This window comes from Litoreibacter halocynthiae (genome assembly GCF_004365635.1).
GTDB classification, from domain to species: Bacteria; Pseudomonadota; Alphaproteobacteria; order Rhodobacterales; family Rhodobacteraceae; genus Litoreibacter; species Litoreibacter halocynthiae.
This window is the reverse complement of sequence record NZ_SOBH01000005.1, coordinates 65,178-89,954: the sequence shown is the minus strand read 5'-3', so window position 1 is coordinate 89,954 and position 24,777 is coordinate 65,178. Positions and strand designations below refer to the sequence as shown.

The window sequence follows — 24,777 nt, the reverse complement described above, 5'->3', positions numbered from 1 at the left end:
GTGTTTCGGAACATAGCTCCCACGCGGTCGGGCTCCGTCCGCACCCTGGCCAGGCTTGGCGGGACGCGGATGGTGGCGTCGGCGTGATAGCAAGGATCATCCGGATCACTCCTTTTTGCTCATAGATGTGGATCGCACGGGGTCGCCCCAATCGTGCCCTGCGCTTCGCTCCGGCAAGCACAAATACGGCTTCCACGGCGGAGCCGCGGACCCTCCGCATTTGCGCTTGCGACCGGGCCTCTTGCCCCCGTGCTGGCAGATCCCCATCGCAACAAGGAGTAACCCAAATGACCAACCACTACGTCGCCACCGTCCCCGTCAAGTTCACCGACACCGATGGCCAGGAGCGCACCCGTTTTCAGCGCGTGGGTGCGATGTTCCGCAACACCCGCAACGGGGACGGCTCGGAGTTCTTCAGCCTCAAGCTCGACTTCCCGGTCGCGGTCTCGGAGCTGGTGATGTTCCCGCCGAGCGCGAAAGATCCCCAGGACTAAATCCTCTGACGAGGATGGGCCGCCCCAGGACGATCTTGGGGCGGCCCGATCCCTGTTCCAGGGATGCAGGTCCCTGCGCGCTCAAAGGACGCACTCCCCCCGGAATGATCATGCCGCGACAGACCGGCCAGTCAGCCTCAAGGGGGCCATCCACAAAAACCTATCGGCCAGGGCCTCCCGGTTTTTGCGGCAGAGATTTGGCGGAGCCAAATCTGGCCCTCCTTGACCCTGCCTTTCCGCCCTGTCGGTGGGGTTTGCGCCCGCCCGCGGTTCCGTCCGAACACATGCGTGTTCGGCCAGACCCTCGGGCGGTGCTGGGGAAGGGGACCCCTAGGACAGGTGGGTCGCCCGGTGGTGAGGGCGGCAGAGCCGCGTCCCTGCGGGCCGCGGCGTGAAGCGGACACCAAGGCTGCCTGAGACTGAGTGCGACGTAAGTATATAGTTGACAGCTAGGTATATTATCGTAGGATAGGGGCAGCCTTGGTGGAAGGTGGCAGGAAATAGGGGGTCTTTCTTCCGCATGTCCCGAACAAAACGCCTGACAGAGATCGAGAAGATGCAGATCGTCCGCGAGGCCGCGGAGGGTGTGTCGACGTCCGAGCTGGCCGAGCGTTTCGAGGTCACATCGCGGGCCGTGCGCTACGTCCTGAAAGCCGATGCCGAGCGCCAGACGGATGCCGCGATCCCGGTCTCCGCGGTCAGTGTGAAGGTGACGGCCGCAGAGCTTGCGGCGCTCGACGAGGTGCTGGCCGCCGCCGGGATCGAGAGCCGTGCCGAGGGGCTCAGGCGGCTCATTCAGGCGGCGGGCGGGGTGTTCGTTCCGGACGCGCAGATGGCGGCCGAGATGGCGCGCTACCGCGCCTCTCTACACGAGGTCGGCAATGGGGTCGGGCAGATCGCCAAGCAGATGACGCGGGCCAACCGGATGGGGCAGGGGGCCGTGGGCGGCACGAGTGCCGAGTTCACCGAATTGCGTCTCGCGCAGATGCGCGGGCTGGCGCGGTTCATTCTGGATTCCGCGGACGAGATCGATCTGCTTCTGCGCCGCCGTCGAGACGCGATGCAGCTGCAGGCCACGGCCGCGCTGAGGGAGTTTGCCCATGCGGCTGAATGATGCCGTCCATGCCGTCACGGGCGAGGTCTTCCGGGATGGCTGGAGCCGCGTTCGGGGCTCGATGCAAGGGCTGCACGTGGCCAAGCAGACCCAGCTTGTGCGCGCGGCAGCAGGGCATCGGCCAGCGGTCTTCAAGGCGATCCGGGGCGGGGGCACGCACACGAAATCGCAGCTCGCAAACCAGCTCGATTACCTCACCACCAAGTCCACCCATATCGTGGACAGTAGCGGGTTCCTGGATGGCAAGACGAAGCTCGAGGCGGGTGACATCAAGGATCTGACCGAGCGCTTTGCCAAGCGGTGGGATGCGGGCTTCAAGCCCAAGCTTGGGCAGACCACCCACATGCTCATGTCCTTCCCCATCGGCACGCGCGGGGAGGATGTGCGCGACATCGCGACGGACGTGGCGGAGCGGTTCTTCCAAACTGATGAGGGGCATTTCGATTACATCATCGCGGTGCATGAGGACCGCGATCACCCCCATGCGCATCTGGTGCTGAACCGCCGCTCGCAGGAAGGCGAGTTCTTCTTTCTGGGGCGCAACCATCGGTTCAACTATGACGACTTCCGCCTCGCCATGGTCGAGGAGGCGGAGAAGTACGGCGTGCGCCTGGAAGCCACGCGCCGGGTGGATCGCGGGGTTGTGCATTACCCAGCCCGCACCAGCGAGGTCTACGCCGCGAAAGAAGAGGGTCGCGCGCCCCGCGAGCGGGAACGTGTGGGGGCCGACTTGACCCGGACGCTGGCCCAGATCGCCAACGCCAGAACTGTCTACCATTCGCTTGCCGCGGAAGCCTCCCAGGAGGCCCGCGAGGATATTGCCGCGGCACTCTTCCGCGCGGGCGAGGTGCTGGCGCATGGCGGGCAGGTGGACCGAACAGGAGATGTGTATATGGCCGAAGATCAAAGTTTCGAGGATCTGAGAAGCCTCTATGCGGAAAAGCTCGCGCGGGTGCAGGGCATGATCGCCGAGAAGTCTGACGCGGAACGTCCCGTGCTGGAAAAACGTCTCATCGAGATCCAGACGCAGGTCCAGCACATGCAGCCGCTTGGTTTGCGATCATCCACGCTGTCAGAGACCCCCTCGGAGGGCGGGATCTATTCCGAAGCCAATATCGACGCCAGCCAGCGCGAGCGACTGGCCGAGCCCGACCTGAGATCGCGCATTGACGTAGCACTACGGGGCACCGGGATCAGCACATCGGAAGTGGTGGCCCGGATCGAGACGGGCGCCTCAAATGCAGCGCTCGAGCATCAATGGATCGCAGATGATCTCGCCAAAGTGGCCGAGGCGCGCGATCTGAACCTCGAACGCCGCGCTGATCTGGAACAGGCGCGCGACATTCTCAACGATGTGCACGTCGAACTTGGCACGCTCTTGGAGCGGGAGAACGTGCTGCGCCGGGATGGCGTCATGGAAGCGGAACCGGACAGCGAGCGGTTCCATTATCACGAGGACGCGGTGCGGGCGATGGAAGGGACAATCCGTCAGGAGATGCGCGCAGAGGGCCTGACAGCGCAGCAGATCGAGGGCCGGGACTGGGAGGTTGTCTCACGGGCGGAGCGCCGGATCGAGACGGAGCAGCGCGCGTATCTCGAGGCACACCCGAACTTGCTCGCACGTCCCGGCGACGTGATCGACCGGTCTGAGCCCTACAGGGAGACCATCACCGATGCGGCCCGCGCCAGCGAGATCACCCGCGAGGTCGACCGCATCATGGAGGGACGCGACCTCCGCATGCCGGTTGCAGATGCTGTCACGGATGAATTCAGGGAGCGCTATCCGGACATGCCGTCCCACCTCGCCCGCGGGCTTGGCGCGACCTATGCGGCCGTCGTCGAGATCCGGGACACGGAGGTCATCAACCAGGTCCGCCGCGAAACCGAGATGCGCGAGGGGCTTGGGGTTGGCACGCGTGACGAACGTCTAGCCACCCGCGATGAAACGGCGCCGCAGACTGACCGTACCGACCGCCTCGCAGACGAGATTGCGCGCGTCCTAGACCATGAGCGGGCGGGGGAGTTGTCCGCGCCCTTCGAGACCGAGGCGGAGCGGGACGCTTTCCGAACCGAGATCGCGCGGGTGCTGGATGACCGTCAACTTGAGCGGCTCACATCCGGTGATGCCGATGCGCTGGACAAGGTTCTCGAGGACCGCCTCAACCGGCTTTATGTCGCCAAGGTCTACCTGCAATCGGATGCAGCGACGGCCAACACGGAGGCCCTGCGCCAGGTGGTCGATGATCTTGCCGACACCGAATACGAAAAACACCGCGCGACAGACGTGGATGGCGAGACCGAGCGGGGACAGGTCCATTGAGCGCCGCCATGGGAAAAGCGCGGATCGCAACAGGGGTCTTGTTGGTAACGCTGGTGACCGCCGCTATGGGCTATACCATCGCCTCGGCGGTGCTGACCTACCAGGATCTCGGGTTTGGGGCCGAGATCGACTTTGCCTATATCGCGCAGAACTACATGGCGATCCTCGATCGCCGCCCGGAGGACGCCCAACTCATCCACCTGATCATCGGCAGCTTCGCCGCCGCCGGCCTCATGCTGAGCCTCGCCCTCTCGGGGTCCGCCCTGACACGCTTTGGCCAGACCCATTGGCAGACTGCGCGCGAGATGAAGGCCAATGGCTTCTTCGGGGCGCCGGGCACCGGGTTCATCCTCGGCAAGCTGGGGACGCCCGGCTCCCGCGCCAATTACATTTGCTCCAAGGTTTTCCCCCATGCGCTGATCGTGGCCCCCACGGGCCGCGGCAAGACCACGGGCTTTGTCATTCCGAACCTGCTGACCTGGCAAGGCTCCGCCGTGACGCTCGATGTGAAGGGCGAGTGTTTCGAGGCCACGGCCCGGCACCGCGCAGCCCAAGGCGACAAGGTCTATCGCTTTGCCCCCACCGATTGGGAGGGCAAGCGCACGCATCGCTACAACCCGCTCCTGCGCATCTTTGAGCTGAAAGATCCCGCGCGCCAGCAGATGGAATTGCAGCTTCTCGCGACGCTCTTCCTGCAGAGCGACAACGACCGGGTGCAGGGCCTCCTCAAAGGCGGGATCGATCTCTTCGTGGCGGCAGGGCTCTTGGCCTTCCAGCGTAAGCGTCCCACCTTAGGCGAGATCTACCGGATCGCGGCCTCGGGCGGGAACAAGCAGAAAGAGTATTTCGCGCGGGGCCATGAGGTCGACAACAGGGCGGCCAAGTTGATCTTCACGCGGCTCGCTTCGACCAACAATGATACGCTAACCTCGTATGTCTCGCTCCTGATGACCTCAGGGCTCGACCAATGGCAGAACCCTGCCATCGATGAGGCGACGGCGGTGTCGGATTTTGATTTCCGGACGATCCGCAAGAAGCCCTTTTCGGTCTATCTCGTGGTCCAACCGCTGATGGTGAAGCCGCTCGCGCCACTGATCCGGCTGTTCTTCTCCGATCTCCTCTCCGCCATGCAGGAAAAGGACCCCGGGCCGGATGAGCCCTGGCCGGTTATGATCATGCTCGATGAATTCAATCGCTTGGGCAAGATGCCCATTGTGGTCGAGAGCATCGAGACCCTGCGCACCTATCGCGGCCATCTGGCCGTAGTTACGCAAACGATCCCCGCCCTCGATGAAATCTACGGCGAGAACACCCGCCGCGCCCTGCAGGGCAACGCGGGCGTGAAGCTCTACCTCACGCCGTCGGATGAAAAAACCGTCGAAGAGCTCAGCAAGGCTGTCGGCAAGACCACGAAAACCGTCATCACGCGCTCTCAGTCCATCGGCAAGAACCCCTTCGAAGGGCGCAGCCAATCTACACGGACTGAAGAGAGCTCTCTGCTGCCCGAAGATGAGGCGCGCCGCTTGCCGCTCGACGAGATCGTCATGGTCATCGACGCCCAGATGCCTGTCCGGGCGAAGCGGATCCAGTATTTTGACGACCGGCTGTTTAAGGCCATCCATGCGGCGCAGACAGGCGAGTTGCCGTTTCCGAAGCCGGGGGGAGGGGGGGAGCAGGGCAATCTGCCGTTGAGTATGCGCGCCATGCCGATGACACCGCCGTCAAGCGGGCCCCGTGATTCTGAAGCTGATGTGGAGCGGGCACGCGAGGCTGTTGAAGGTCGACCGTCTGGCCAACCCGACGTCGTCTCAAAGAAGACCGCGCCCGTCGTTCAAGCTGTCATTGCAGAGGAACAGCGGCAAATGGAGATGGTTTTTGAGGGCCCGGTCGCGGATGCCGAGACAATGGGCGTGGAAGATGAGGCGCAGATGCGTTCCGCCGTCGATGGCTTGGACGACATGGAAGCGATGTTGCGAGAGGATGGAGGTCAAAAGCTAGTTGCTCGATAGGATGGCGGGCGCGTTCAGGATGTTTGCAGCCGCATATTTAGGTCTGACGTGTCGCATTCGCTCAGTGTTCTAAGCACAGTGACAGAATTTTTTCGGCATAGACCTGAGACGCGTGTTCTACCGAGCTCTTCGTCACTAAAAAAACCCACATCAAAAGTCCAATAATTGCGACTCCGCAAAGCAGTGCTCCGAGAACGAACGCAGTCGACCCGATCTCTAGATCATATAAGAAATATGCACTGCCAAGAGCCACCGTGGTGGTGATTGCAATGCCCAATGGTTTCAACCCGAGCAAATTGCGCGCGAACCCATACGCAATGTTCTCATTCAACAAGAGGCTTGCTTCTGTTTGCGGACGTGTGTGCTCAAGCAACCAACGTATTGCTAGCAAGCGGTCATCCTGAGCGTTCTTTGGGTCCTGGGTCTCATCAACCAAACTCGGCAAGATAATTTTGCTATGTTTCTCAATGTATGAGCGACACCTCGTCTTCATGGTCTTGGGTAAACGATCATCGGAAAGGGAAAGCAAAGACGCAGTATGGAGACGTCCAACTCGGCTGCCCAGTTTGCGCTCAACATTTTGACCAGACTTACGCGCCAACCGCGTCAACGCGAACAGGACCCCGCAAGTGATGACAAATGCAGCTATGGCACCCAATTGGGTCCAAACAGCTGGGAACCAAACAAAGACAAAAAGGAGCGCGGGCAACAGCGTCAAAAGCGCCGGATTGAGACGGGCAATCCTATCGTAGCGGTCCATACCGAACATCTTATCCATCTGCATGACCTTCTCGATGAAGATTAGGCATTTTCGTTTCCTCCGAGTTCGGAGGACAAGCCCACCGCCTCTGCGATAAGCTGACGATACCCAGTTGGGGTTCTAATAATCATCAGAACGGGAAACAGCTGTCCAATCGCGAGCTTGGCTGCTGTACTGAAATCAATTGCAGAGGGACCAGTGGACGCAAGGTGATTGTGCCACGTTCCTAGCGCGTAGAGAGTGTTTCCCGAAAATTTGGACAATTGTGCGAGCTGCTCACTCAAACCTTCGGTACCCAGAACAAACTCCGTTTTGGAAAATCTGCTATCGGGCGGAGCTGGAATCGTATCTACGACTTGGAAGACGTTACCGATGGCCGAGAAGCGCCCGACCAAAACACCGCCGGTTTCAGATCCCGGCTTGCGCGCAATTTCAGCGTCAATCTCTGTCGTAACCCGGCGGGCAAGCCGCGTTTCAAGCCCATCCATCTTGGGTCCTTTTACGATGGTATAGGGTTCGACGCTGTGGCTTTCCCAATTCTGGGAAAGCCCATCGGCCTGTAGGTGCCCAATGTTGAATTGCCCACTTTCATCTACATACCTCCCGGAAAGTACGTCGCTTGTTAGCGTCGCGAGCGGAGCCGCCAACATAGAAAGCCGAGCGTCTGAGGCGATCATCGAGAAGCTCGAGCATCCTTGACCAATGATGATCTCGTCTGCGCTTTGGCCGATCACTTTAGATCGGAGAGCGTCGTCGCTACGTAAATGGTGATAGAACTCGGTCATCAGGTCGCTGCTACTGGGGTTGGCGCGCTGGCCTGACACCGAGAAGAAACCAATGTCACTATCACCCATCAGGCTTGCTTCCATCACCCGTGGTGTCTTGCCCTGCGCCCAATCTGTAGAGCTCAGGGTTTCCCGCAGAACCGCAGAGGCGGTAGTGTTCAATATTGCTTTGGATTTTTCGAGCTTCAGCTTTCTGCGAAACTCTTTGGTACGCAGCACAGTGTTGGCATCAATCCGATACCCATCCGTCTCCTGCGCAAGTTTGCTGACGTCATGTGCAAATTCCCCAGCCTTGGAAGAGTAGAACATCGAATCCAAATCAGCAGAATACGGCAAGCAGGAATGTCGCGCGTAGTTGTGCGGTTCCATGGTGTCGTTGTCTATGACCGATATCGGGGCACGGCCTGACCGCGCGAGATGCATCGCAATTTTCGAACCTAAGCTTCCACAACCTAGCATGGACCATGAAAGCCATTGCGAGCTGGGATCACCATGCGAGGTTCTTCTTAAGACATCGATCGAGATCGAATCTCTGTGGCCCGCCAAACGGACAATCGCATTTGATGTCGGCTTGAGATCATCCACAGATTTGAATTCTATCACATATGGGCAGATTTCAAGAGGTGAGGCTTGGCCAATGAGATTGAACGGCCGGCGGGCGATCAATATCACTGTGACTGGCAACGCCTTTTTGATGGTATAGCCGTCGAGCTTCGAACGCAGCCACTTCATCCTCTCTGCCAGCATCTTGCCGCAGCCGTAGAGTTCAGCGCGTTCGTATAACTCCGCAACATTGCCTACTGTCTCTGGGAGATAGCGGTCACAGATGATTGGCTTACCGTTTGGATGCTTGCCGGGCCACACAATCAGTCCAAGGCTATATCCCGTCCATTCGTTGTCACTTTTCGGGACCTGTCCAAGGGATTTAAGTGTCTTTTCATCAATTTTAACCTGCTCATCGCCCTTTATACAGATTCGATAGTAGGGGTCGGACTGACCCATCTGCGCAAAAACCCAAGTACGGTGCCAAGTCCCGCCGGACCTACGTTTGACCACACTGCGGATCTGCGAGGCATCTCCAACAATAAGGTCGTTCAAGTGGTCACGCCGAACAAATTCCCAACCATGTTTTGGATCATTTAGTTTCAGCATCGCTGCTCGATCGAGCCAATCCAGAAGTTGCTGGAGAAGCGCAAGAATACCGCCCCCGGACTGAATTAGCTCACGTGGAGATCCGAAAACGAGGCAGGGTTCGGGCGCTGAACCGGCTGCATTTGGCTGTAAGTGAGGATGGGACCGGTCAAAGTCTTCCCGTAAACTCGGGCGCGGTGCAAACAGAGGGTAGGAGACAGGAAACGATAGTTTGACGGGTTCAACACGCCGTACTCCCGACGGGCTTTCGCCTCGAAACCGAGATGGAAGTTCTGATTTGATTTGCAGAGTCACATCCACCGGACTTTCGTCATCAGCCCGCGACGCAATAGCTATGCCGATTACTTGAGGGTGCCTGTCCAGTGTGCGAATTGCACGGGCAATGGCTACGGGAACGGTTAGAAGATCATCGACGGTTACCATGCAGCTGACTCATGCCAAGTCTGACCCACAACCATGAGCATGTGCCTCGACTCCAAGAGCGGACGATGAAGAGATAGCGGCTGCCATTTTCAGGGAGGCAACTTTTGGACCATGTTCGGTGATTTCCATCTTCAGCGGCTTGTCACCTTTTTCGTCCTCTAAACACCGGAACTCCCCATTGATATCCGCTTCGCTCAGAATGGCTTCATACTCCTCCTTTGCGCGGATACAGGGCGGGTCGTTGTCGTCGTCGACGACACTCTTACTGCTCGCAAGGATTATTGCACCGCCGTTTGCTTGCGAAAGAGCTGATCGGGCATCTTCAGAAACTACCGCATCTTTTCCCTTTTTGGACCAGCTGTCGTGCGACAGTGACCGCCAAGAACAATGATGGGGCGCGATCAATACATCATATGCAAGAACCTCGGGAGTTTCAGAATATTCCGCCCAAATTTTCTCCCAAATCGCCACTTCGGCGTCACCACCAAACAGGTACTGTGCGGCGTTTTCGGTATCATCTTTCGCAAGCGTAAACTGAGTGATGACACTAGAGTTATTCTTGCTGAGTAACTCCTCTTCGTCTTCATCGTCCGTGACCGGCAGCGGAGCCAACAAGACCGCCTTGAAACTGTCATCTGCTACGCCGCAAATCTCGGAAAATTTCTCGCCTGTCTTGATCAGAATTTCAGCCAAATCATCCGTCTTACCGTCCGCATCCTCGCTCAGGATCAAAATTCTGCTTCCGTCTTCTATATCTTTGTCCTGGCGGAACATTTCAACGCGTCGACGCGCTTCGGTCGCCCAAGCCTTTGCGTCAGCGCAAAGCTTGTTGGTACTGCTGGCACGTCTAAAAACAATTGGGGAAGACCACATCTCGCGAATTACGATCTTGTCGTCTTCGGGCGACCAATCCTCAATTTTGCCGAGATGAAAATGGTTCTGCAGTCCAGAGCAGTGATCCATGTCCGGATGCGTCAGCAAGAATGCATCGACAAACAGACGTCCGTCGCTGTCACGGTCAAGCGCTTTGCGAAGCTGTGCTCCAACATCAGGCGCAACCTCATCTTTATCATCAGCAGCGGCAGTAATATTTATGTCCACGAGAATATAACGGCCACTCTGTGTTTTGATTAGGCTCATGTCACCATTGGCGACTTTGAAATGCGAAGTTTCGACGCTCATCAGTACTGCTCCTTAGCTTGAAAACCTGAGTGACGCGCCTCCCACCGAATCGAACAAGTTTATGCTTTGTTCTTACCATAGTTGATCGAGGATAACCTTTCAACAACATGTTGTGTCTCGCAATAGGCATCACCAAAATTTTAGTACTTACAAAGGTCTGTTTTTAGAACCTGCGCCGCCGCGTTGATGGGATGCGCAGATGTCCACTTCGTTTCGGGCCATCACCGCTTGCCAAGGCGTCCCAACCTTGAAAGCTGCGCCAGCATTCGGGCTCCTGTGCCGGTCCCGTCGCTGGGAGGAGCAGCGGTTGGCCCTCCCGCAGTATTGGGTCGGGTAGGCAACGCTTGTACACCGAAGAATTGGCGCGCACGCAAGGCTGCATACTCCGCCCCCGTTGCACCTCCGATGGCGTATCGGTTGTAAACCTGTTGGCTACCTGCAAGCCCTCTGGCGAATGCATAGCTGCCGCCGAACCCGGCCGAGAGAGCTGGCATCATGATGTTGCCGGAGATCGCCCGAACCAGGAAGGGCGTGGCTATGATGAAGCCCTTTGCCATGAGCACCATCATGAAGAAGGGAATGAGCGCGCCGATGTTGGAAGCGCCTTCCGGGTCGCCCAACTCAGCAAGAAGTGCACGCGAGACACCAGTGATGGTCGCGAACACGCCGGCTACGACGATGGGGTACATCGCAAAAGAAATCAGCGCCGAAAGCCAGCGCGCGAAATAGTCCTTGGTCACTTCAAAAAGGGTCAGGAAGATCATGACCGGAGCAATCCCGATCAGAAGCGCGATCATGAGCCGTGACGCAACGACGATGAACGCCGCCAAGCCACCGAGGATCGAGAGCAGCAAAACCCCAAGGGTGTCCAACAGGGCACCGGCCATCCAGTTCAGTTCAGACCCCGCGGCATTCAAATAGTCCCCGAGCGCCGCGATCAGGTCGTCGAACTCCTCTGCGAAGGTGCCGGACGGGCCGGGTGATCCGCCGCCAACCGAGGCTACAAGCGATCCAGCAATACTGTCGATCCCATTCAAGATCGCCGCGGAAACGATGTTGAACTGAACCCAGTTGGTTGCAAAGACACCTATCAGCCCGACTTTCACGGCGAGCCAAAAGGCCGTGCGCCCGTCCATGGCGCGATACTGGTAGATCGTGTTAATGAAAACCAGAATGACCACGAGGGTGGTGCCGAGTACGAGCATCGTTCCGACTGTTGCTGCGACTGCGCCAAATTGCGTCTCGGCAGCGGTATTGAGATAGCCTTCAGCCGTTTCCACGAAGTAGGTGACGACGCTCATGAAACCCTACCAATTTCCAGCAGCTTCGCAGATTGGCATGGCTTCGCGCCGAAGATCATTTGCCTGCCGTCGGTATTCTGACGTCGCTTCCACGATGTCCCAGTATTCAGATGCGGCGAAATTCTCGACGAAGACGCCTTCAGCTGCCTCCCAGGGCGGATACCGCGTGGGACATTCACAGCTTTGGGCTTCAACAACGCGTTGCATGCTCTGCGCACGATAAATTTGTTGAATCAGGAGCCGTTTGTGGGACTCGCGCACATCTATGCCATGCATCCACTGTGGCTCTGGAGGCTGGTCAGGACAGACATCTGGCAGGTTGTCGAGCGTCGGGATCAGGTTCCGTTCAGCGACGCCAGCGGTCGCGCCGAAAACGACGAGAAAGCCTGCCGTCGCAACGACCCGCATCATTCTGAAGCCACCTTCGTCGCCAAAGATTCACGCTTCCAGAACGTGGTATAGCCGTAGTCACCGGCTTCAGCTGTAATGAATTCCCATCCCTCTGTGCCGCGCTCATTCAAGGCGCTTCGCATCGCGTCGTAGTCCTTTTGTTTCTTCACCTGGAAGAACAGAATGTCGTACTCAAAGGTCTTCATTGGGAAGCTCCGATCTGGGTTGCGCTTGGAAGATAGAATTCAGTGATGCCGCGTCGGCCGTCATGGCGCCCGGCCTGGATGATCACGTCGATGGAGTTCTCGATGTACTGGATCATGTCGGCATAGGTCATCGGGATCTCGGTCTTGAGCGCCGCGATCGCGAGCCGCTGCACGGCGAGTTGCGGGGTTTCGGCATGGAGCGTGGTCATGGAGCCGCCATGACCGGTGTTGATTGCCTCAAGGAACGTCATGGCCTCCTTGCCGCGCACCTCGCCCAGGATGATCCGGTCGGGGCGCATGCGCAGCGTGGCGGTGAGAAGCACATCGGCGGTCTGGAATTCCGCGTCGCGATTGGCGATGAGGGTCACGGCATTTGGCTGGGTCGGCAAAAGCTCGGCGGCTTCTTCGATGGTCACGATGCGTTCCTCGGATGGCACGTGAGATAGGATCTTGCGCGCGGCCACGGTCTTGCCGGTGGAGGTGCCGCCCGAGACGATCATGTTGAGTTTGTTCTCGACGCAGAAGGCCAACGCATCATCGATCAAACCCGCGGCCACCACTTCGCGCAAGGCGCGCTTCTTTTCCACGCGCAGGTCTTCAAGCTTGCGTTCCTTGCCAAAAAGGAAATCGAGCGCGATCCCCTCGAGCGGCAGGCTTGAAAAGAACCGCAGGCTGATCGACATGGCGGATAGGACGGCGGGCGGGGTGATGACCTGCGCCCGGATCGGGCGGCCCTTATAGGTGATCGAGACCGAGACGATCGGGCGGTCCTTGCTCATCGTTGTATTGGCGGAAGAGGCGATCTGGTTGCCGAGGTCCTTCACGTCCGTCGCGGTCAGCCTCTGGTCTAACCGGCGCATGAAGTGATCGCCCTGGAATTCACCCCAACAGGTCCCGTCGGGGTTGATGCAGATCTCGATGACATCGTCGCGGGCGGCGGTATCGATCCGGTCGAGGGAGGTTTCGAGATAGCTCAGCGACATGGGCTCAGAATATCTCCAGATCGCGGTCGACCATGACGGTGACGCGGGCGCCCTGGTCGACATAGATGACAGGCCCGATGGAGAGGTAATCGCCAATGACGCTGTCCGTGGCATCTGCCAGATCATCGCCAACGTCTTCGAGAACGTCGGCGGCAGTCTCATCCTGGACCTCGGAGGCGGCGGCACTTGGTGCAGCTGAGATCAGAGAAATCAACGCCGCTGAGCCAAAGCGTTCGTCAAAGCGTGTATCGACAAAACCGGTTACGCCGGAGCGACCCAGTTCATCGCCCCCGAAGGAGCTGATCTGGACGGTCTGGTTATCGGGAAGGATGATCCGATCCCAGGCGATGGTGACGCGGCGCTGCGCGATATCGATGCCAGCGCGGTAGCGCCCGATGAGACGGGAACCGCGGGGGATCAGGAGGCGCGTACCATCGAAGCTGAAGACATCTTCCGAGACCACGGCATGGGTTTGACCGGGCAGGGAGCTGTCGAGGGCGGTTTCCATGACGGCCTGGATCATTGTTCCCTGCACAATCGTATTCGAAGGGTTGGCGATGACTTCGGCCTGCGAGACCGAGGTGGGCAGGGCACCGTTCAGTACGAAATCCGTCACCTCTCCGAAGGTCCGCTCCGTGAGTGCCGTCTCGTTCGCACCAGATGCGCCGCCGAAGGCGATAGTGGGTGAGGCGATGCGGCGTTCCTGAAACGCGCGTTCTTCGGCGGCGCGGCGTTCAAGCTCGGCGAGCCGTCTTGCTTCCTCTTCTCGGCGGAGCCGTTCTTCCTCCCGCGCGCGCAACTCGTCATCGGAGGGCCCGATGGGCGCTGGGAGGGGGCGGTTGGCTTCGAGCTGGGCCAGCTCGAGATCCATGCGGAGTTGTTCAAGTTCGCGGTCGCGCGCTGTGAGTTCATCCCGGAACTGCTGTTGCGCGGCCTCGGATGCGGTTTGCAAGGCGGCGATCTGTGCGGTTAGCGCGTCGATGGCCTCGGCGGCGGCCGTGTCTTCCTCGACGACCGGTTCGGGGGCGTTGCGCAACTCCTCAATCTGGGCCTGCAGGGCGGTGATCTGCGCCAGAAGCTCCGCGTTTGGCTCGACGGGGTCTGGTCCGACGAACACAACCTCGGACTCGCGCGGGGGCAAGGTCTCGATGGCGCCAAAGCCGTCGCCTTCGTTTTGGAAGACGTCCGGGGTGGCCGTCGGCAAGGCTTCCTCTTCGTCGGGCTGTGAGAGGAGATAAAGCAGGGCACCACCCGCGCCGATGACGAGGACGACGATCAAAGCGAGCAGCGGCGAGCGCCGTGGGGTAGGGGTCGATCCTGCGCCTTTGCCTTGTTCGAGGGCAGCGAGGCGTTTCTCGAGATCTGCGTTTTCGGTGTCGCTCATGATCCTGCCCCCGCAGGCGGTGTGCTCTGAATACACACCACTTCTTCCCCGATCCGAAGCACCCATTGCCTATTCACCCCGGAGACCCGGATCACGCTGTCCTCGGTCGCTTGTGTATTGACCGTCCGCTCTCGGCCATTCGCGTAGCGAAATATCGCGGGCACCGGCGCGTTCCGCGGGAATTCGAAATACGTGAACGTCCCGTCATCCCAGATGCGCGTTGGCGTGAACTCGGTCCGCGCGCTGGCGCCGTAATTGTAGTTCGGCGCTTGGGCGGCGACGGCCCGTGTGGGCCGTGCATCGTCCTCCGGATAGCGGAACTGGACCACGTAGAAGGTTGGGCTACGGGTTTCCTGGACGTTGAAGTAGTAGCTGCGACGATTGGTATAGACGGTCACGTTGGTATGCACCCCGCGCGCAACGGGCTTGATCGCAAAGGCCTGGCCACCCGGCACGCCGTCGATCTCGAACCCTTCCGTGTCGCCCGCGATGATCGAGCGGATGCTCTCTCCCTCACCAAATTCGACTGTCGTCACATGGGTGAGGGAGACGCTGAGACGATAGACCTGGCCCTCCTGGTAGGTGGCCAGCCGCACTCGGCTGTCGCTGGGTCCGCCGCGCGGGATCGCTTCAGCCGCGGCAATGCCGGGAAACAAAGCAAGGAGGAGTAAGACAAGTCGAACAGGGTACAAGGTCAATTCTCCAATCTGTCGGAGCGGATGGAATATTCGAGCACGGTGAAGCCGAAGGGATTGGTCCAGACCTCGTCGATGGAGCGGCGGGTCTCGGGGCGGAACTCGAAGAGAAGCGTCGCAGTGAAGAGCCCGGTCTGGGTGCCGTTGATGGAGGTCAGCCGCTTGCGCAAGCGCACGGTGGCGCGGTTGGGTCCGATCCGGTTGATGCTGAGGATTTCCACGTCGAGCCGAGCATTGGGGCCATAGACGGACGGCGGGTAATTCTCGTTGGCGCTGTTCCAGATCTGGCGCAGCCCGCTCTCGGCGGCCCCATCCGAGCGGCGCAGGACGCCGCGGATGCGCAGGTCATTGTCGAGCTGGTTATAGACCTCCCGGTCAGTCACATAGCGGAACACCTCCGCCTCGATGATCGCTCGGTTGGCGGTCACCGAGGAGGCGCCCACCGAGGCTTCGGGGAGCGCAAAGCCGGTGGCGGGATCATAGGGGACAACGACGGGGGGCGGGTCGACATCGAGGATCGAGACTGCTGCTGCGCTCAGACAGCCGATGATGCCGAAGACAAGACCTGTCAGACCAAGGCGTTGCCAGAGCCGTTCCCGGCGCAGGGCACCATAGACCAGTTCTTCCTCGATGATTTCCTGTTCACTCGCCACGCGTCACACCTCCGCTCGGCGTTTCGAAACAAGCGGCATCGGTTCTTCGCTGCCTCTCGCTGCGCTCGAACGCGAAAACGGATATTTGATTTTCTGGGTCAATTTCGAAACGCCTTAATCAGCCCGCAGGTCGGGTAGGGTAAAATCCATGAAGCGCTGCTCCTCGGCGATGGTGGCGGCATCGATCACGCCGCCGGTGCCATCGCCCACCGTTTGAATCGCTTCCAGCTGCCACATCGCCACGAGGGCGATGGCCAATTCAGCTGTCACGCGCGTGTTGAGATCGACGCTTTGCTTGAGCTCTTCCATGTCGTCAATGAGCCCGACAAGGCGGTCTACCCGCTCGAGCGACTGGCCGGCATCTTCATAGCTGTTCTGGGCGGCGGCTGAGACGAGTGCGCCGGTTGTTGCCTGCGTGGCCACACGGTTGGCCCCGGGATTGCCGCTGGTGGCCATTTCCGAGAGCGTGTCTTCATCGAAGCCGAGATCGGCCAGCACCCGGTCCATCTGGGTTTCGATCTCGCCTGCGCCAGAACCAGACAGGCCGGAGAAATCCCCAGTCTTGATTGCCTCAATCGTGGCGAGGATGTCCCCGAACTCCTGGTCGAGCAGACCGTTCAACTCGTCTTCCATTTCCGTCCGGATGATTTCGGGAAGCTCGGCAAGTCGGGTGAGCGCTTCATAGGTTCTTTGCAGCTCCGCGAGTTGATCCGTGAGTGTGGCAAGCTGTTCGCGGAGCTGCGTCAGCTGCTCGTTTTGCAGGATCTCGTCTTCGATCATCTGCCGCAGCTGCTGGATGTTTTGCGCGATGTTCTGCGTGTCGACGACCGGTACACCTTGTGCTGCGGCAGGGGGTAGGGCGCTGAACTGCAAGCCAACGCCAAGTGTCGTGGCCAAAGCTGCCCTCAAGAGCAGATGTCCCATCATTCAATCTCCCTGATCGTAAAATCCATGAACGCGCCTTCGGCCATGCGGGCGCTGGCCTGGGCCAGCTCTTCGGCAGAGAGGACGCGGGTGCGTGCCGCCTGAAGCCGGATGCGGGCAGCCACGAGACGCACGAGTTCGGCGCGTGCATAGGTGTTGAGCGCGACGCTCTCCTGCACATCCTCGGTCTCGGAGATCCGCGTGACGATGTCGGAAATGCGCAGGGCGGCTTGGCGGATCGCGGCTGGTGAGTTGCTGCCATAAAAGGCTGCCCCATGACCCGTGAGCGAGAGGTTGGCATTGGCGAGAAGCGCCGGATCGATCGTGCCAAGCGCATCGATCCCTCCGATACGGCTCAGATAGAGATTGTAGCGTTCAGGTATGACCGACACGTAATGCTGGGTCTCGCGGAAGGGTGGCACGCCGCCATACTCGAAAACCCGGCCGGGTCCGGCGTTATAGGCCGCGAGGGCGTTGATGATGTTGCCATCGAATGTGTTGAGCTGGGTCGCGAGATAGCGCGCGCCACCATGCACCTGCAGATAGGGGCTGTCGTAATATTCCGGGTTGATGCCGAGATCGCTGGCGGTGCCAGGCATGATCTGGGTGAGACCATAAGCGCCGACGGGAGACCGTGCCCCAATCGTAAACCGGCTTTCCTGCCAGATCAGCGCTTGCAGCAACGCGCGCCACTGGACGGGCGAGAGCCCTGCGCGGCCAACACCCGCAAAGCCGCTGGTCTCCTGGGCGACCCGGATGATGAGCTGCTCGATGTTCTCAGATGCATCCCCGAACATCTGCGCACCGCCGGGATTGGGGTCGATCTCGCCCGTGCCATAGACGGCTTCCACGGCGCGGTCGGGATCGCCGCTGCCGCTTTCCAGCCCCGAGACCATGGCGGGCAGGCCCTGACCGCCGAAGCTGGTCTGGGCATCGAGGATGCGTCGGAGGGTTTCCAGCTGTTCGCGTTCGATCTCGGCGATGAGTTCGTGCACTGCAAGCTTGTCGGCCTGAACAGCCAAGTCTGCCTCGCGATCGCCGGTCTCGACGATGTCACGCGCGGTCAGCCCACTGTCATTGGTCGGCACACCTTGAGACAAGGCGAGACCGGGCAGCAGGCAAAACGCCAGGATATGAGGCAGGCTAGACTTCAACGTCGCCCTCCGGCGCACCGAGCGGTGCGAAGTGGCAATCCTGGGCTGTCGCTGCCGTCGAGGCGAGAAAGGAAAAGCAATTGGCCTGCGGCTCCCGATACTGGGTGCAGGAGGCCAGCGCGCCGAGCGCAGCCAAAGCGATAAGAATACGGATCATGAAAGCCTCCAAAAATCTGGGCGGGTGCGGTAATCAGCGCCGACAAGCGCTTCGCCCTTTTCCATGCCGCCAAGGATCGTGAGATTGGGCCCAAGGGCGCTCAGATCGGCATCGACGACGATTGAGCCCTGATCGTCGCGGATCAGCGCCAAGCGGCTGTTGCTGCCCGTGTTGAGAAGGACGTCGAGTTCCTTCTCCGAGAGGTTCAGCATGGCGTAGTCCGCAGGCTGCGCGCGGATATTGGGCAGCAGGATCTGCGTCGGCACCGCCTCGACGATGGTCTTGCCGGTCCGGGTGCGCTCAAGCTGGCTTGCGTATTGCGTCATCATCACGGCAACCGTGTTCTGCTTGCGCGCGGTCACCAGCCAGTTCGACAGCCGTTCGGCGAAATAAGCGTTGTCGAGCGCCTTCCAGGCCTCGTCGATCACGATGATGGTGGGGCGGCGGTCCTCGATCTCGCGCTCGACCCGGCGGAAAAGATAGGACAGGACCGCCATCCGTTCCTTGTCGGCCTCGCTGTCGAGAATGCCGGTCAGATCGAAGCCCACGACATCGCCCTTGAGCGAGAACGTGTCCTCGAGGCTCTGCCCGAAGATCCAGCCGTAGCGGCCGTCTTCGGTCCACTCGAGCAGGCGCTGGTGCAGATCGCCGCCATCATCGGTGGACACAAAAAGCGATGCGAAATCCCGCCAGTTCCGCAAGGCGGGGTTTGTGGCCTGCGCGTTCTGGCGCACGACTTCTTGGATGCGATTGGTCTGGGCAGGAGTGAGCGGCTTGTCGGCGCGGTAGAGCAGGGTGGCAAGCCAGTCCGAGAGCCAGGCGGTGCCGCGGGCATCGGTCTCGGTCCAGAGCGGGTTGAGGCCCGTGGGCTGACCGGCGTTCAGGGAGGCGTAGCGCCCGCCATTGGCGCGGACCGCCATCTCCATACCAAGACGGTAATCGAAGACGAAGATCCGCGCCCCTGCTCGACGGGCCTGGGTCATCAGGAAGGCCGAAAGCACAGACTTACCTGACCCGGGCCGCCCCATGATCAGGGTATGGCCGCTGGTGGGTTCTTTGTCGGGCGAGCCTTGCTCGTGATAGGAAAACCGGTAGGCGCTCTGCTCCGGCGTGGGCAAATAAGTGACGACCCGGCCCCATGGGGTTTTCGCGGCCGGTTTGCCGAGCTGTGTCCGGTGAAAGGCCGCAAAATCCGCGAAGTTGCGATTGGTGACGGCGCTGGCACGCACGCGCTTGGGCTGGTTGCCGGGATGCTGGCTGAGGTAATGCGCCTTGGCCGCGACCCGCTCGCCGATCATTTTCACGCCTTCGGTCGCGGCGGCGTTCACGATTTCGGCGCTGAGCGTCTGCAGCTCATCCAGCGTTTCGCAGAAGAGCGTCACGACCATATGGTGTTCGCCGAAGCTTTGGCGCTTGGCCTCGAGATCATCGGCGGCGATGTCGAGGGCTTCCATGAGCGAGAGGGCTGCGTCCTGGCTCGCCTGCATCTGCCGCTTTTGCCGCTTGATGCGGCCTGCCATGAGGTTCGAATTGATCGGCGTGAAGGAGTGCGTCACGATCATGTCGACCGGCAGGTTCAGCATGTCGAACATGGTGCAGGAGGTGCCTTCCGAGTATTCCCCGATGGTGAAACTCTTGCCGTAGCGGTGGCCCACGACGCCTTCCGAGAGCTCGAAATGGTCCCCCTGAAACGTCACGCGGGTATTGGCGACGTTGCAGGACAGAAAGCCGTAGGTGTTGGCCGGGTAGAGCGGCAGCTCGGTGCCCGTGTTGAGCGCGCCCAAAAATCCCACCAACTCTCCCGATCCGGCTGACAGCAGGCGCGGCCTGAGCTCGGTCAGCCCCGAGAGGAAGACGTTCACAGCCTCACCGAGGCGCTGCAGGCGTTTGCGGGTCTCCTCCTTCAGTCGGTCCGGCGCGCTGCGGCCGAGGTGCGGCAGGAGGCTTTTCGGAGGCGGGCGGTGAATGACGGTGAGCGTCAGTGTTTTGTCGCGGAGCCCGCTGGTCTCGAGTTTCGCGCGCCAGCGCCGGTCCACCTCGCCTGCGAAGCTGTCCTCGCGGATGGGGTCGAGATCAGGTTTGATGGCCTTGGAGACCTTGTGGACGTAATAGCTGAATTCCGGCCCAAGTTGCGCGACGATGCGGGCAAAAAGCGCCGTCACCTTGTCGAGATAGGCATCGTCCGTCGTGTAGCTGTTGATCCCCTCGAGCCGGATGCAGCGGAAGAGCTCATTAACCCGGGTGCGCACGGTCTGGCCATCGACGAGGCTCACATAGGGCAGCATATGCGCAAGGCGGGTCTCGCGCGCATACCATTCCGGCGTCATCGTGCGGGGATCGAGCGCAGCATCAGGGGCTTCATCACGGGGCATAGCTGTCCCCGCCATGGATGGACCTGTTGCGCGTGGGCGGTGTCTCCTGCAGGGCTGTCATCATCACATCTATGAAACGCGGGTCCCAATCCGCGGCCTTCCACAGCACCGGATAAAGAAGGGCGGCCACGCCCAGCACCGCGATGTGCTGGACCCAGACGAAGAGAAGCACCGAACCGAAGAGCCAGACCATCGCATACATGATGGGCAGGCCCAGAAGCTTGGGCGGCCGCACGAGGCCCAGGAAGAGGGGTGAGCGCTCAGCCACCGGCAAAGACCGCGGCAACGATGGTGGGGGCGGCGGCAACACCGGCGATGCCGACAAGGACCCAAAGCGCCTGGCGCAGGTCGATGATGTTGAAGAACCAGCTGAGAAAGACCCCGAGAACGGCAAGCGTCGCGATGACCACACCAAGGGGGCCGGTCAGCGCGTCGACAATGCCCTGCAACAAGCTCTGGATCGGGGAGAGATCGATGCTTTGTGCAAGGGCGGGCTCGGCAATGAACAGGAATAGCGCCAGCGAGGCGACAAAGAGGTTTGAAAACCAACTTGTTTGGAAAAAGCGGTATCGCCAATGCACTGCCGCGCTGCGCGCTCTCGTGACATTGCCGATAAATGTTCTGAGGAATGATTTCCAAAAAGGTTGGGACATCATGAATTTGATCCTTCCAATCGGGCCACAACGGCCATGACGCGGGCCACGTGGTTCTGGGTTTCTCGGTAAGGGGGAATGCCACCGTGTTGGCGCACGGCATCCGGCCCCGCGTTGTAGGCCGCCAGCGCCAGGTGCGGATCGCCGAATGTCTCCAGCATCATCGCGAGGTAGCGGGCGGAGCCATCAAGGTTCTGCAGCGGATCACGCGGGTCAACGCCGAGGTCGCGCGCGGTGTCGGGCATCAGCTGACCAAGGCCAATAGCACCTGCACTTGAAATCGCATCCTGCCGGTAGGCGCTCTCAACCTCGATATTGGCCCGATAGAGAGCCAGCCAATCCGTCACGGAAAGCCCCGCGCGACGCAGGCCGGGATGGCCGGCATAGCGCAAGGCCGTGGTCTGAATCCCGGAGAGGACATCGGCGCGGGGCAGGGGAGTCGGGCGGGCAAGGGCCGCGACTTGGACGCCCTCTTGCTCGGCCTCTACCTCGCCGAAGATCGCGATCCCATCGGAGGCCGAACCCTGACCAATGCCGTCATTGTAGTTCCGGGCAAAACTGTTCTGAGACCGGGATGGGGTCAGAGAGCCGTCGCTCTCCATGACCAGGACCATTTGAGCTGAGGCAGGTGCTGCGACCAGCCAGAGACAGACGAGGTTAGCTGCCAGCGTCCTTGTCTGATGGGGCTTTGTCTGGCGGGGCGAGTTTGTGCGTACGGCTTGTCCCCGCCTCAAGCGGCAGGTCGACATGTGCAAAGCCAAGGCCAATGAAGAATGACACCACGCCAGAGATCGTCTTGAACTCGCGGATCTTGATATCGTTGTAAGTCGTCCGGGTGCGCGCAGTGACGAGGAGCTTTTCCACGCCATCATCAGAGACAACGCGCATGATCCAGACCCCGTAATAGCTGGGGCCTTTCTTATGTGCCGACTCCTGGCACAGGATTTCTGCGCTATAGCCGCTTTCCACGAGCTCGCGGAACCTGGCTTCCGTAACCACATTTGGTGCTTCGATGTCCCAGTTCATGGCCCGGCTCACGCTTTCTCCAATGGCGCGACCCCAGGCATTCCCACTTGAAGCCCAGAGTTACGATAGTATACTATCAACTGCAAGATGTAATATCGTGCTTTAGCTGTAGTTTGGTCACGCAAACACTAGTCACGGCCAGTGTCTGCGATCAAGGAGATAACAGGTTTGAGAAACCCAAGGTTGACATGCCTGCTCCCATTGCAAGCTATGGTCCTTCTAATCTGCGTTCCCGGGCCGGTTTTGGCGGAATCCTGCTTCGCCCCGGCCCGTCCCTTCCTGCCAAGCGATTCGCAGGCGGCGCGGGACTATGCGGACATCATCCGTGGCGATTTCGAAGACTACATCCAGGATATCCAGAGCTACTTCCGTTGCCTCGACAGCGAGCGCGCCCGCGCTTTCGAGGAAGCGCGCGAAGTCAGCGAGGACTATGGCCGATTTCTGCAATTGGTAGGGGATTGATGGCCAACCTCGGGAGCATCAGACTTGCAGCCCATGGAAACCAGACGCCGATAACACCCTCATATATCTACTTTTTAGATAACAGATTTCATCCGCTAGCGACGTCACAAAAGGTATGTGACGCGTGGCAAAAACAATCAGAAGCAAAGGGCAGGTGGCACTCTGCCAGGCGTTGGTCGACGCGCGCAAAAGCGCAGGCTTGGGCCAGAAAGACTTGGCGGATAGGCTCAGATGCCACCAATCCCTTATTGCCCGTCTTGAAAGCGGTCAGCGCCGGGTCGACGTTGTCGAGCTGGTCGTCTTGGCGCGCGCCATCGGCTTTGACCCGTTCGAGGTTCTGGCGACCGTTGAAGCCGCCACGGAGCCCGACCACAGGATTTGAAGCCAATGAATTGTTGAGAACGCGGGAACCCATTTTCTCGGTCTCATGATCATTCCCTCATCGAGGACCAGGTAGCCAAAATCAACGAAGTCCGGCGCGCGGTCGTAGTGAACGCTCTGCAACCACACGCCGCAATTTGCAGCGCCACAGTGCAGGAAGTTAGTAAACAGTGAACGATGATAGGGGTGAGGGCGTCGCGATCGCCAATCTAATAGGGACCGATGGGTACAGCATTGTTGGTTGGGTATATCGCTGGACTACAGGCGCGCATGCGGTGATGTGGGACGTCCATGGGCCCCAGCCGGTATCGGAAACCCGGCCGGATATAAGTGACGAGCAGAAGGAAGAAATCGACTTCGACGCACTCACGCGGATTCGAAAAAGTGACAGTGGATAGGATTCTCAGGCAGCCGCCAGTTCATATTGATGGAAAGGGTCTGCGAGCGTACCGGTCATTGGAGCAGATGGCAGCGAAGGTCTCGAAGGAGCCCTTTGCCGACATTCTGTGGCGCGGCGAAAGTCGGCTTTGGTCGGTGTTGCATTACCTTATAGGAACCGCCGTACCCGCGGCGAGTAGTTATCGAAGGCGCTGCCATATTTATCTTTTAGCCAAGGCTCCTCGGAAAATGGCGCGGCAATAAGCACCACTATTCCAGCCAGTCCGACGACCATGGCCCAAGGCGCTGCTGACAGGATCATCCAACCAATGACGATGCCAATATCAGCTATATACTGCGGGTTCCGAGAGTAGCGGTACATGCCCTCGGTGCGCAGGGTGCCTTTGGCTCCCCCAGTCTGCGGCACTCCAAAATGTGAGACTTCCATCCACACGACGACGTTGCCGATCAGGATGAGTGGCAGGCCGACACCAAACCGCAACCAACTGGGTATGGCCAGATCGGCCCAACCCCAGACACCAAGCAGGATAAGAACCCCAAACAGTGTGAATGTTGGCACCCAGACAAGGAAAGGCGTGAGTGTAGTGTAGCGTTTTGGTGGCCATATCCGTCGATCAGGAAAGGCAATCGACCAGAGGATTGCTGCAAGGGTCATAGCAGCAACCCCAAGACCCAGAATAACCAGAAAGCCCTCCATCATGCCTCCGCGTGTTTGTGGTCGATTATTTCACGCCGCTCTGCGAGGGCTTGGCGCACGATCTGGAAAGCGGACGACAAGAACAGCCCAGCCATGATTGTTGCGACGATCAAATCAGGCCAACCTGTTGCGGTGCCCCAGACGCCCAAGGCGGCGAACATTACGGCGACGTTGCCTATGGCGTCATTGCGCGAGCATAGCCAAACCGACCGCACGTTGGCGTCACCATCCTTGTAGCGCACCAGTAAGAACACACTGGCAAGGTTCGTGAGCAAGGCCAGAAAGCCAACTGCGCCCATAATCTCGGCTGTGGGAACCCCGACATAAAAAACACGGTAGACGGTCGATCCGAAGACCCAAAGCCCCATTAACAAAAGGCTGAAACCCTTGAACAGCGCGGCATTTGTGCGTGCGCGAAGTGAGGCACCAATGACGGCCAGAGAAATGCCGTAGGTCATTGCATCGCCCGCGAAGTCGAGAGCATCGGCTTGCAAAGCCTGTGACTTCGCCAAGTGTCCCGCAGTCATTTCAACCGCGAACATTGTCGCGTTTAAGGCAATAACGATCCAGAGCCGTCGCTTGTAGTCGTCTGATACGCCGTCAAACTTGGCGTCATGTCCGCAGCAACCTGCCATGGGGAATCCTCTTTCATCTGATGTCAATGATAGTGTAATGTCTCTAGTGACTAGAGGTTCAAGAGG

Annotated in this window: 26 protein-coding genes; 6 read left to right on the top strand and 20 right to left on the bottom strand. The window is 59.7% G+C overall.

Annotated elements, in window-relative coordinates:
• The first annotated feature begins 287 nt into the window (after window positions 1–287).
• From BDE40_RS17745 to BDE40_RS17730, 4 genes are all read left to right on the top strand, one after another.
• Window positions 288–494, top strand: coding sequence for a hypothetical protein (locus BDE40_RS17745; protein ID WP_007120662.1), 207 nt, complete (start codon window positions 288–290; stop codon window positions 492–494).
• A 520-nt stretch (window positions 495–1,014) separates the two neighbouring features.
• The gene (locus tag BDE40_RS17740) at window positions 1,015–1,608 is read left to right on the top strand and encodes a transposase (protein WP_134016896.1); all 594 of its coding nucleotides are present in this window, start codon (window positions 1,015–1,017) and stop codon (window positions 1,606–1,608) included.
• On the top strand, window positions 1,595–3,928 hold the full coding sequence (locus BDE40_RS17735) for a relaxase/mobilization nuclease domain-containing protein (protein WP_134016893.1): 2,334 nt from the start codon (window positions 1,595–1,597) through the stop codon (window positions 3,926–3,928). The genes BDE40_RS17740 and BDE40_RS17735 overlap by 14 nt, the downstream gene beginning before the upstream one ends.
• Window positions 3,929–3,936: 8 nt before the next feature.
• Window positions 3,937–5,937, top strand: a complete 2,001-nt coding sequence (locus BDE40_RS17730; protein ID WP_134016943.1) for a type IV secretory system conjugative DNA transfer family protein — start codon at window positions 3,937–3,939, stop codon at window positions 5,935–5,937.
• 61 nt (window positions 5,938–5,998) lie between these two features.
• Here the strand turns inward: BDE40_RS17730 and BDE40_RS17725 are convergent, their stop codons facing one another.
• The 18 genes from BDE40_RS17725 to BDE40_RS17645 all read right to left on the bottom strand — a co-directional run bounded on the left by BDE40_RS17725 (window position 5,999) and on the right by BDE40_RS17645 (window position 22,137).
• The gene (locus BDE40_RS17725) at window positions 5,999–6,715 is read right to left on the bottom strand and encodes a hypothetical protein (RefSeq protein ID WP_134016891.1); all 717 of its coding nucleotides are present in this window, start codon (window positions 6,713–6,715) and stop codon (window positions 5,999–6,001) included.
• A 23-nt stretch (window positions 6,716–6,738) separates the two neighbouring features.
• Window positions 6,739–9,057, bottom strand: a complete 2,319-nt coding sequence (locus tag BDE40_RS17720; protein WP_134016889.1) for an anti-phage 6A-MBL system cap2_3 protein — start codon at window positions 9,055–9,057, stop codon at window positions 6,739–6,741.
• Window positions 9,058–9,066: 9 nt separating this feature from the next.
• Entirely contained in the window at window positions 9,067–10,239 is a 1,173-nt protein-coding gene (locus tag BDE40_RS17715; protein ID WP_134016887.1) for an anti-phage 6A-MBL system MBL-fold protein, read from the bottom strand.
• 221 nt (window positions 10,240–10,460) lie between these two features.
• Complete coding sequence (locus BDE40_RS17710) at window positions 10,461–11,540, bottom strand: TrbL/VirB6 family protein (protein ID WP_134016884.1); 1,080 nt, start codon at window positions 11,538–11,540, stop codon at window positions 10,461–10,463.
• A gap of 6 nt (window positions 11,541–11,546) precedes the next feature.
• Window positions 11,547–11,951, bottom strand: a complete 405-nt coding sequence (locus BDE40_RS17705) for a hypothetical protein (RefSeq protein ID WP_134016882.1) — start codon at window positions 11,949–11,951, stop codon at window positions 11,547–11,549.
• On the bottom strand, window positions 11,948–12,136 hold the full coding sequence (locus BDE40_RS17700) for a hypothetical protein (protein ID WP_043772467.1): 189 nt from the start codon (window positions 12,134–12,136) through the stop codon (window positions 11,948–11,950). The genes BDE40_RS17705 and BDE40_RS17700 overlap by 4 nt, the downstream gene beginning before the upstream one ends.
• Window positions 12,133–13,119 (bottom strand): ATPase, T2SS/T4P/T4SS family, encoded by a 987-nt coding sequence (locus BDE40_RS17695; protein ID WP_134016880.1) that lies wholly within the window; start codon window positions 13,117–13,119, stop codon window positions 12,133–12,135. The genes BDE40_RS17700 and BDE40_RS17695 overlap by 4 nt, the downstream gene beginning before the upstream one ends.
• Before the next feature lie 4 nt (window positions 13,120–13,123).
• A complete protein-coding gene (locus BDE40_RS17690) occupies window positions 13,124–14,503 on the bottom strand; it encodes a TraB/TrbI/VirB10 family type IV secretion system protein (protein WP_134016878.1) in 1,380 nt (459 codons plus the stop codon).
• Window positions 14,500–15,195 carry a TrbG/VirB9 family P-type conjugative transfer protein gene (locus BDE40_RS17685; RefSeq protein ID WP_134016876.1) on the bottom strand — a complete coding sequence of 232 codons (696 nt, stop codon included), beginning with the start codon at window positions 15,193–15,195 and terminating at the stop codon, window positions 14,500–14,502. Before BDE40_RS17685 ends, BDE40_RS17690 begins: the two co-directional genes overlap by 4 nt.
• 2 nt (window positions 15,196–15,197) lie before the next feature.
• Entirely contained in the window at window positions 15,198–15,851 is a 654-nt protein-coding gene (locus BDE40_RS17680) for a VirB8 family type IV secretion system protein (protein ID WP_134016874.1), read from the bottom strand.
• 114 nt (window positions 15,852–15,965) lie between these two features.
• Window positions 15,966–16,775, bottom strand: a complete 810-nt coding sequence (locus BDE40_RS17675; protein WP_134016941.1) for a type IV secretion system protein — start codon at window positions 16,773–16,775, stop codon at window positions 15,966–15,968.
• Window positions 16,775–17,929, bottom strand: a complete 1,155-nt coding sequence (locus BDE40_RS17670) for a lytic transglycosylase domain-containing protein (RefSeq protein ID WP_211342455.1) — start codon at window positions 17,927–17,929, stop codon at window positions 16,775–16,777. Before BDE40_RS17670 ends, BDE40_RS17675 begins: the two co-directional genes overlap by 1 nt.
• The gene (locus BDE40_RS18260; protein WP_009815545.1) at window positions 17,919–18,086 is read right to left on the bottom strand and encodes a hypothetical protein; all 168 of its coding nucleotides are present in this window, start codon (window positions 18,084–18,086) and stop codon (window positions 17,919–17,921) included. The genes BDE40_RS17670 and BDE40_RS18260 overlap by 11 nt, the downstream gene beginning before the upstream one ends.
• On the bottom strand, window positions 18,083–20,458 hold the full coding sequence (locus BDE40_RS17665) for a VirB4 family type IV secretion/conjugal transfer ATPase (protein ID WP_134016872.1): 2,376 nt from the start codon (window positions 20,456–20,458) through the stop codon (window positions 18,083–18,085). The genes BDE40_RS18260 and BDE40_RS17665 overlap by 4 nt, the downstream gene beginning before the upstream one ends.
• Window positions 20,448–20,726, bottom strand: a complete 279-nt coding sequence (locus BDE40_RS17660; RefSeq protein ID WP_008327373.1) for a VirB3 family type IV secretion system protein — start codon at window positions 20,724–20,726, stop codon at window positions 20,448–20,450. Before BDE40_RS17660 ends, BDE40_RS17665 begins: the two co-directional genes overlap by 11 nt.
• On the bottom strand, window positions 20,719–21,039 hold the full coding sequence (locus BDE40_RS17655) for a TrbC/VirB2 family protein (protein WP_134016936.1): 321 nt from the start codon (window positions 21,037–21,039) through the stop codon (window positions 20,719–20,721). The genes BDE40_RS17660 and BDE40_RS17655 overlap by 8 nt, the downstream gene beginning before the upstream one ends.
• 71 nt (window positions 21,040–21,110) lie before the next feature.
• Entirely contained in the window at window positions 21,111–21,725 is a 615-nt protein-coding gene (locus BDE40_RS17650) for a lytic transglycosylase domain-containing protein (protein WP_134016870.1), read from the bottom strand.
• Between the two features lie 43 nt (window positions 21,726–21,768).
• Complete coding sequence (locus BDE40_RS17645; protein ID WP_024099343.1) at window positions 21,769–22,137, bottom strand: hypothetical protein; 369 nt, start codon at window positions 22,135–22,137, stop codon at window positions 21,769–21,771.
• Between the two features lie 210 nt (window positions 22,138–22,347).
• Between BDE40_RS17645 and BDE40_RS17640 the strand changes: the two genes are divergently transcribed.
• Both BDE40_RS17640 and BDE40_RS17635 read left to right on the top strand, forming a co-directional pair.
• A complete protein-coding gene (locus BDE40_RS17640; protein WP_076981275.1) occupies window positions 22,348–22,599 on the top strand; it encodes a hypothetical protein in 252 nt (83 codons plus the stop codon).
• 124 nt (window positions 22,600–22,723) lie between these two features.
• Window positions 22,724–22,981 carry a helix-turn-helix domain-containing protein gene (locus BDE40_RS17635; protein ID WP_134016868.1) on the top strand — a complete coding sequence of 86 codons (258 nt, stop codon included), beginning with the start codon at window positions 22,724–22,726 and terminating at the stop codon, window positions 22,979–22,981.
• A 546-nt stretch (window positions 22,982–23,527) separates the two neighbouring features.
• On the opposite strand, the gene BDE40_RS17625 is transcribed toward BDE40_RS17635, so the two are convergent.
• Window positions 23,528–24,076 (bottom strand): methyltransferase family protein, encoded by a 549-nt coding sequence (locus BDE40_RS17625; RefSeq protein WP_162848125.1) that lies wholly within the window; start codon window positions 24,074–24,076, stop codon window positions 23,528–23,530.
• On the bottom strand, window positions 24,076–24,711 hold the full coding sequence (locus BDE40_RS17620) for a cation efflux transmembrane domain-containing protein (protein ID WP_134016861.1): 636 nt from the start codon (window positions 24,709–24,711) through the stop codon (window positions 24,076–24,078). The genes BDE40_RS17625 and BDE40_RS17620 overlap by 1 nt, the downstream gene beginning before the upstream one ends.
• Window positions 24,712–24,777: the final 66 nt, after the last annotated feature.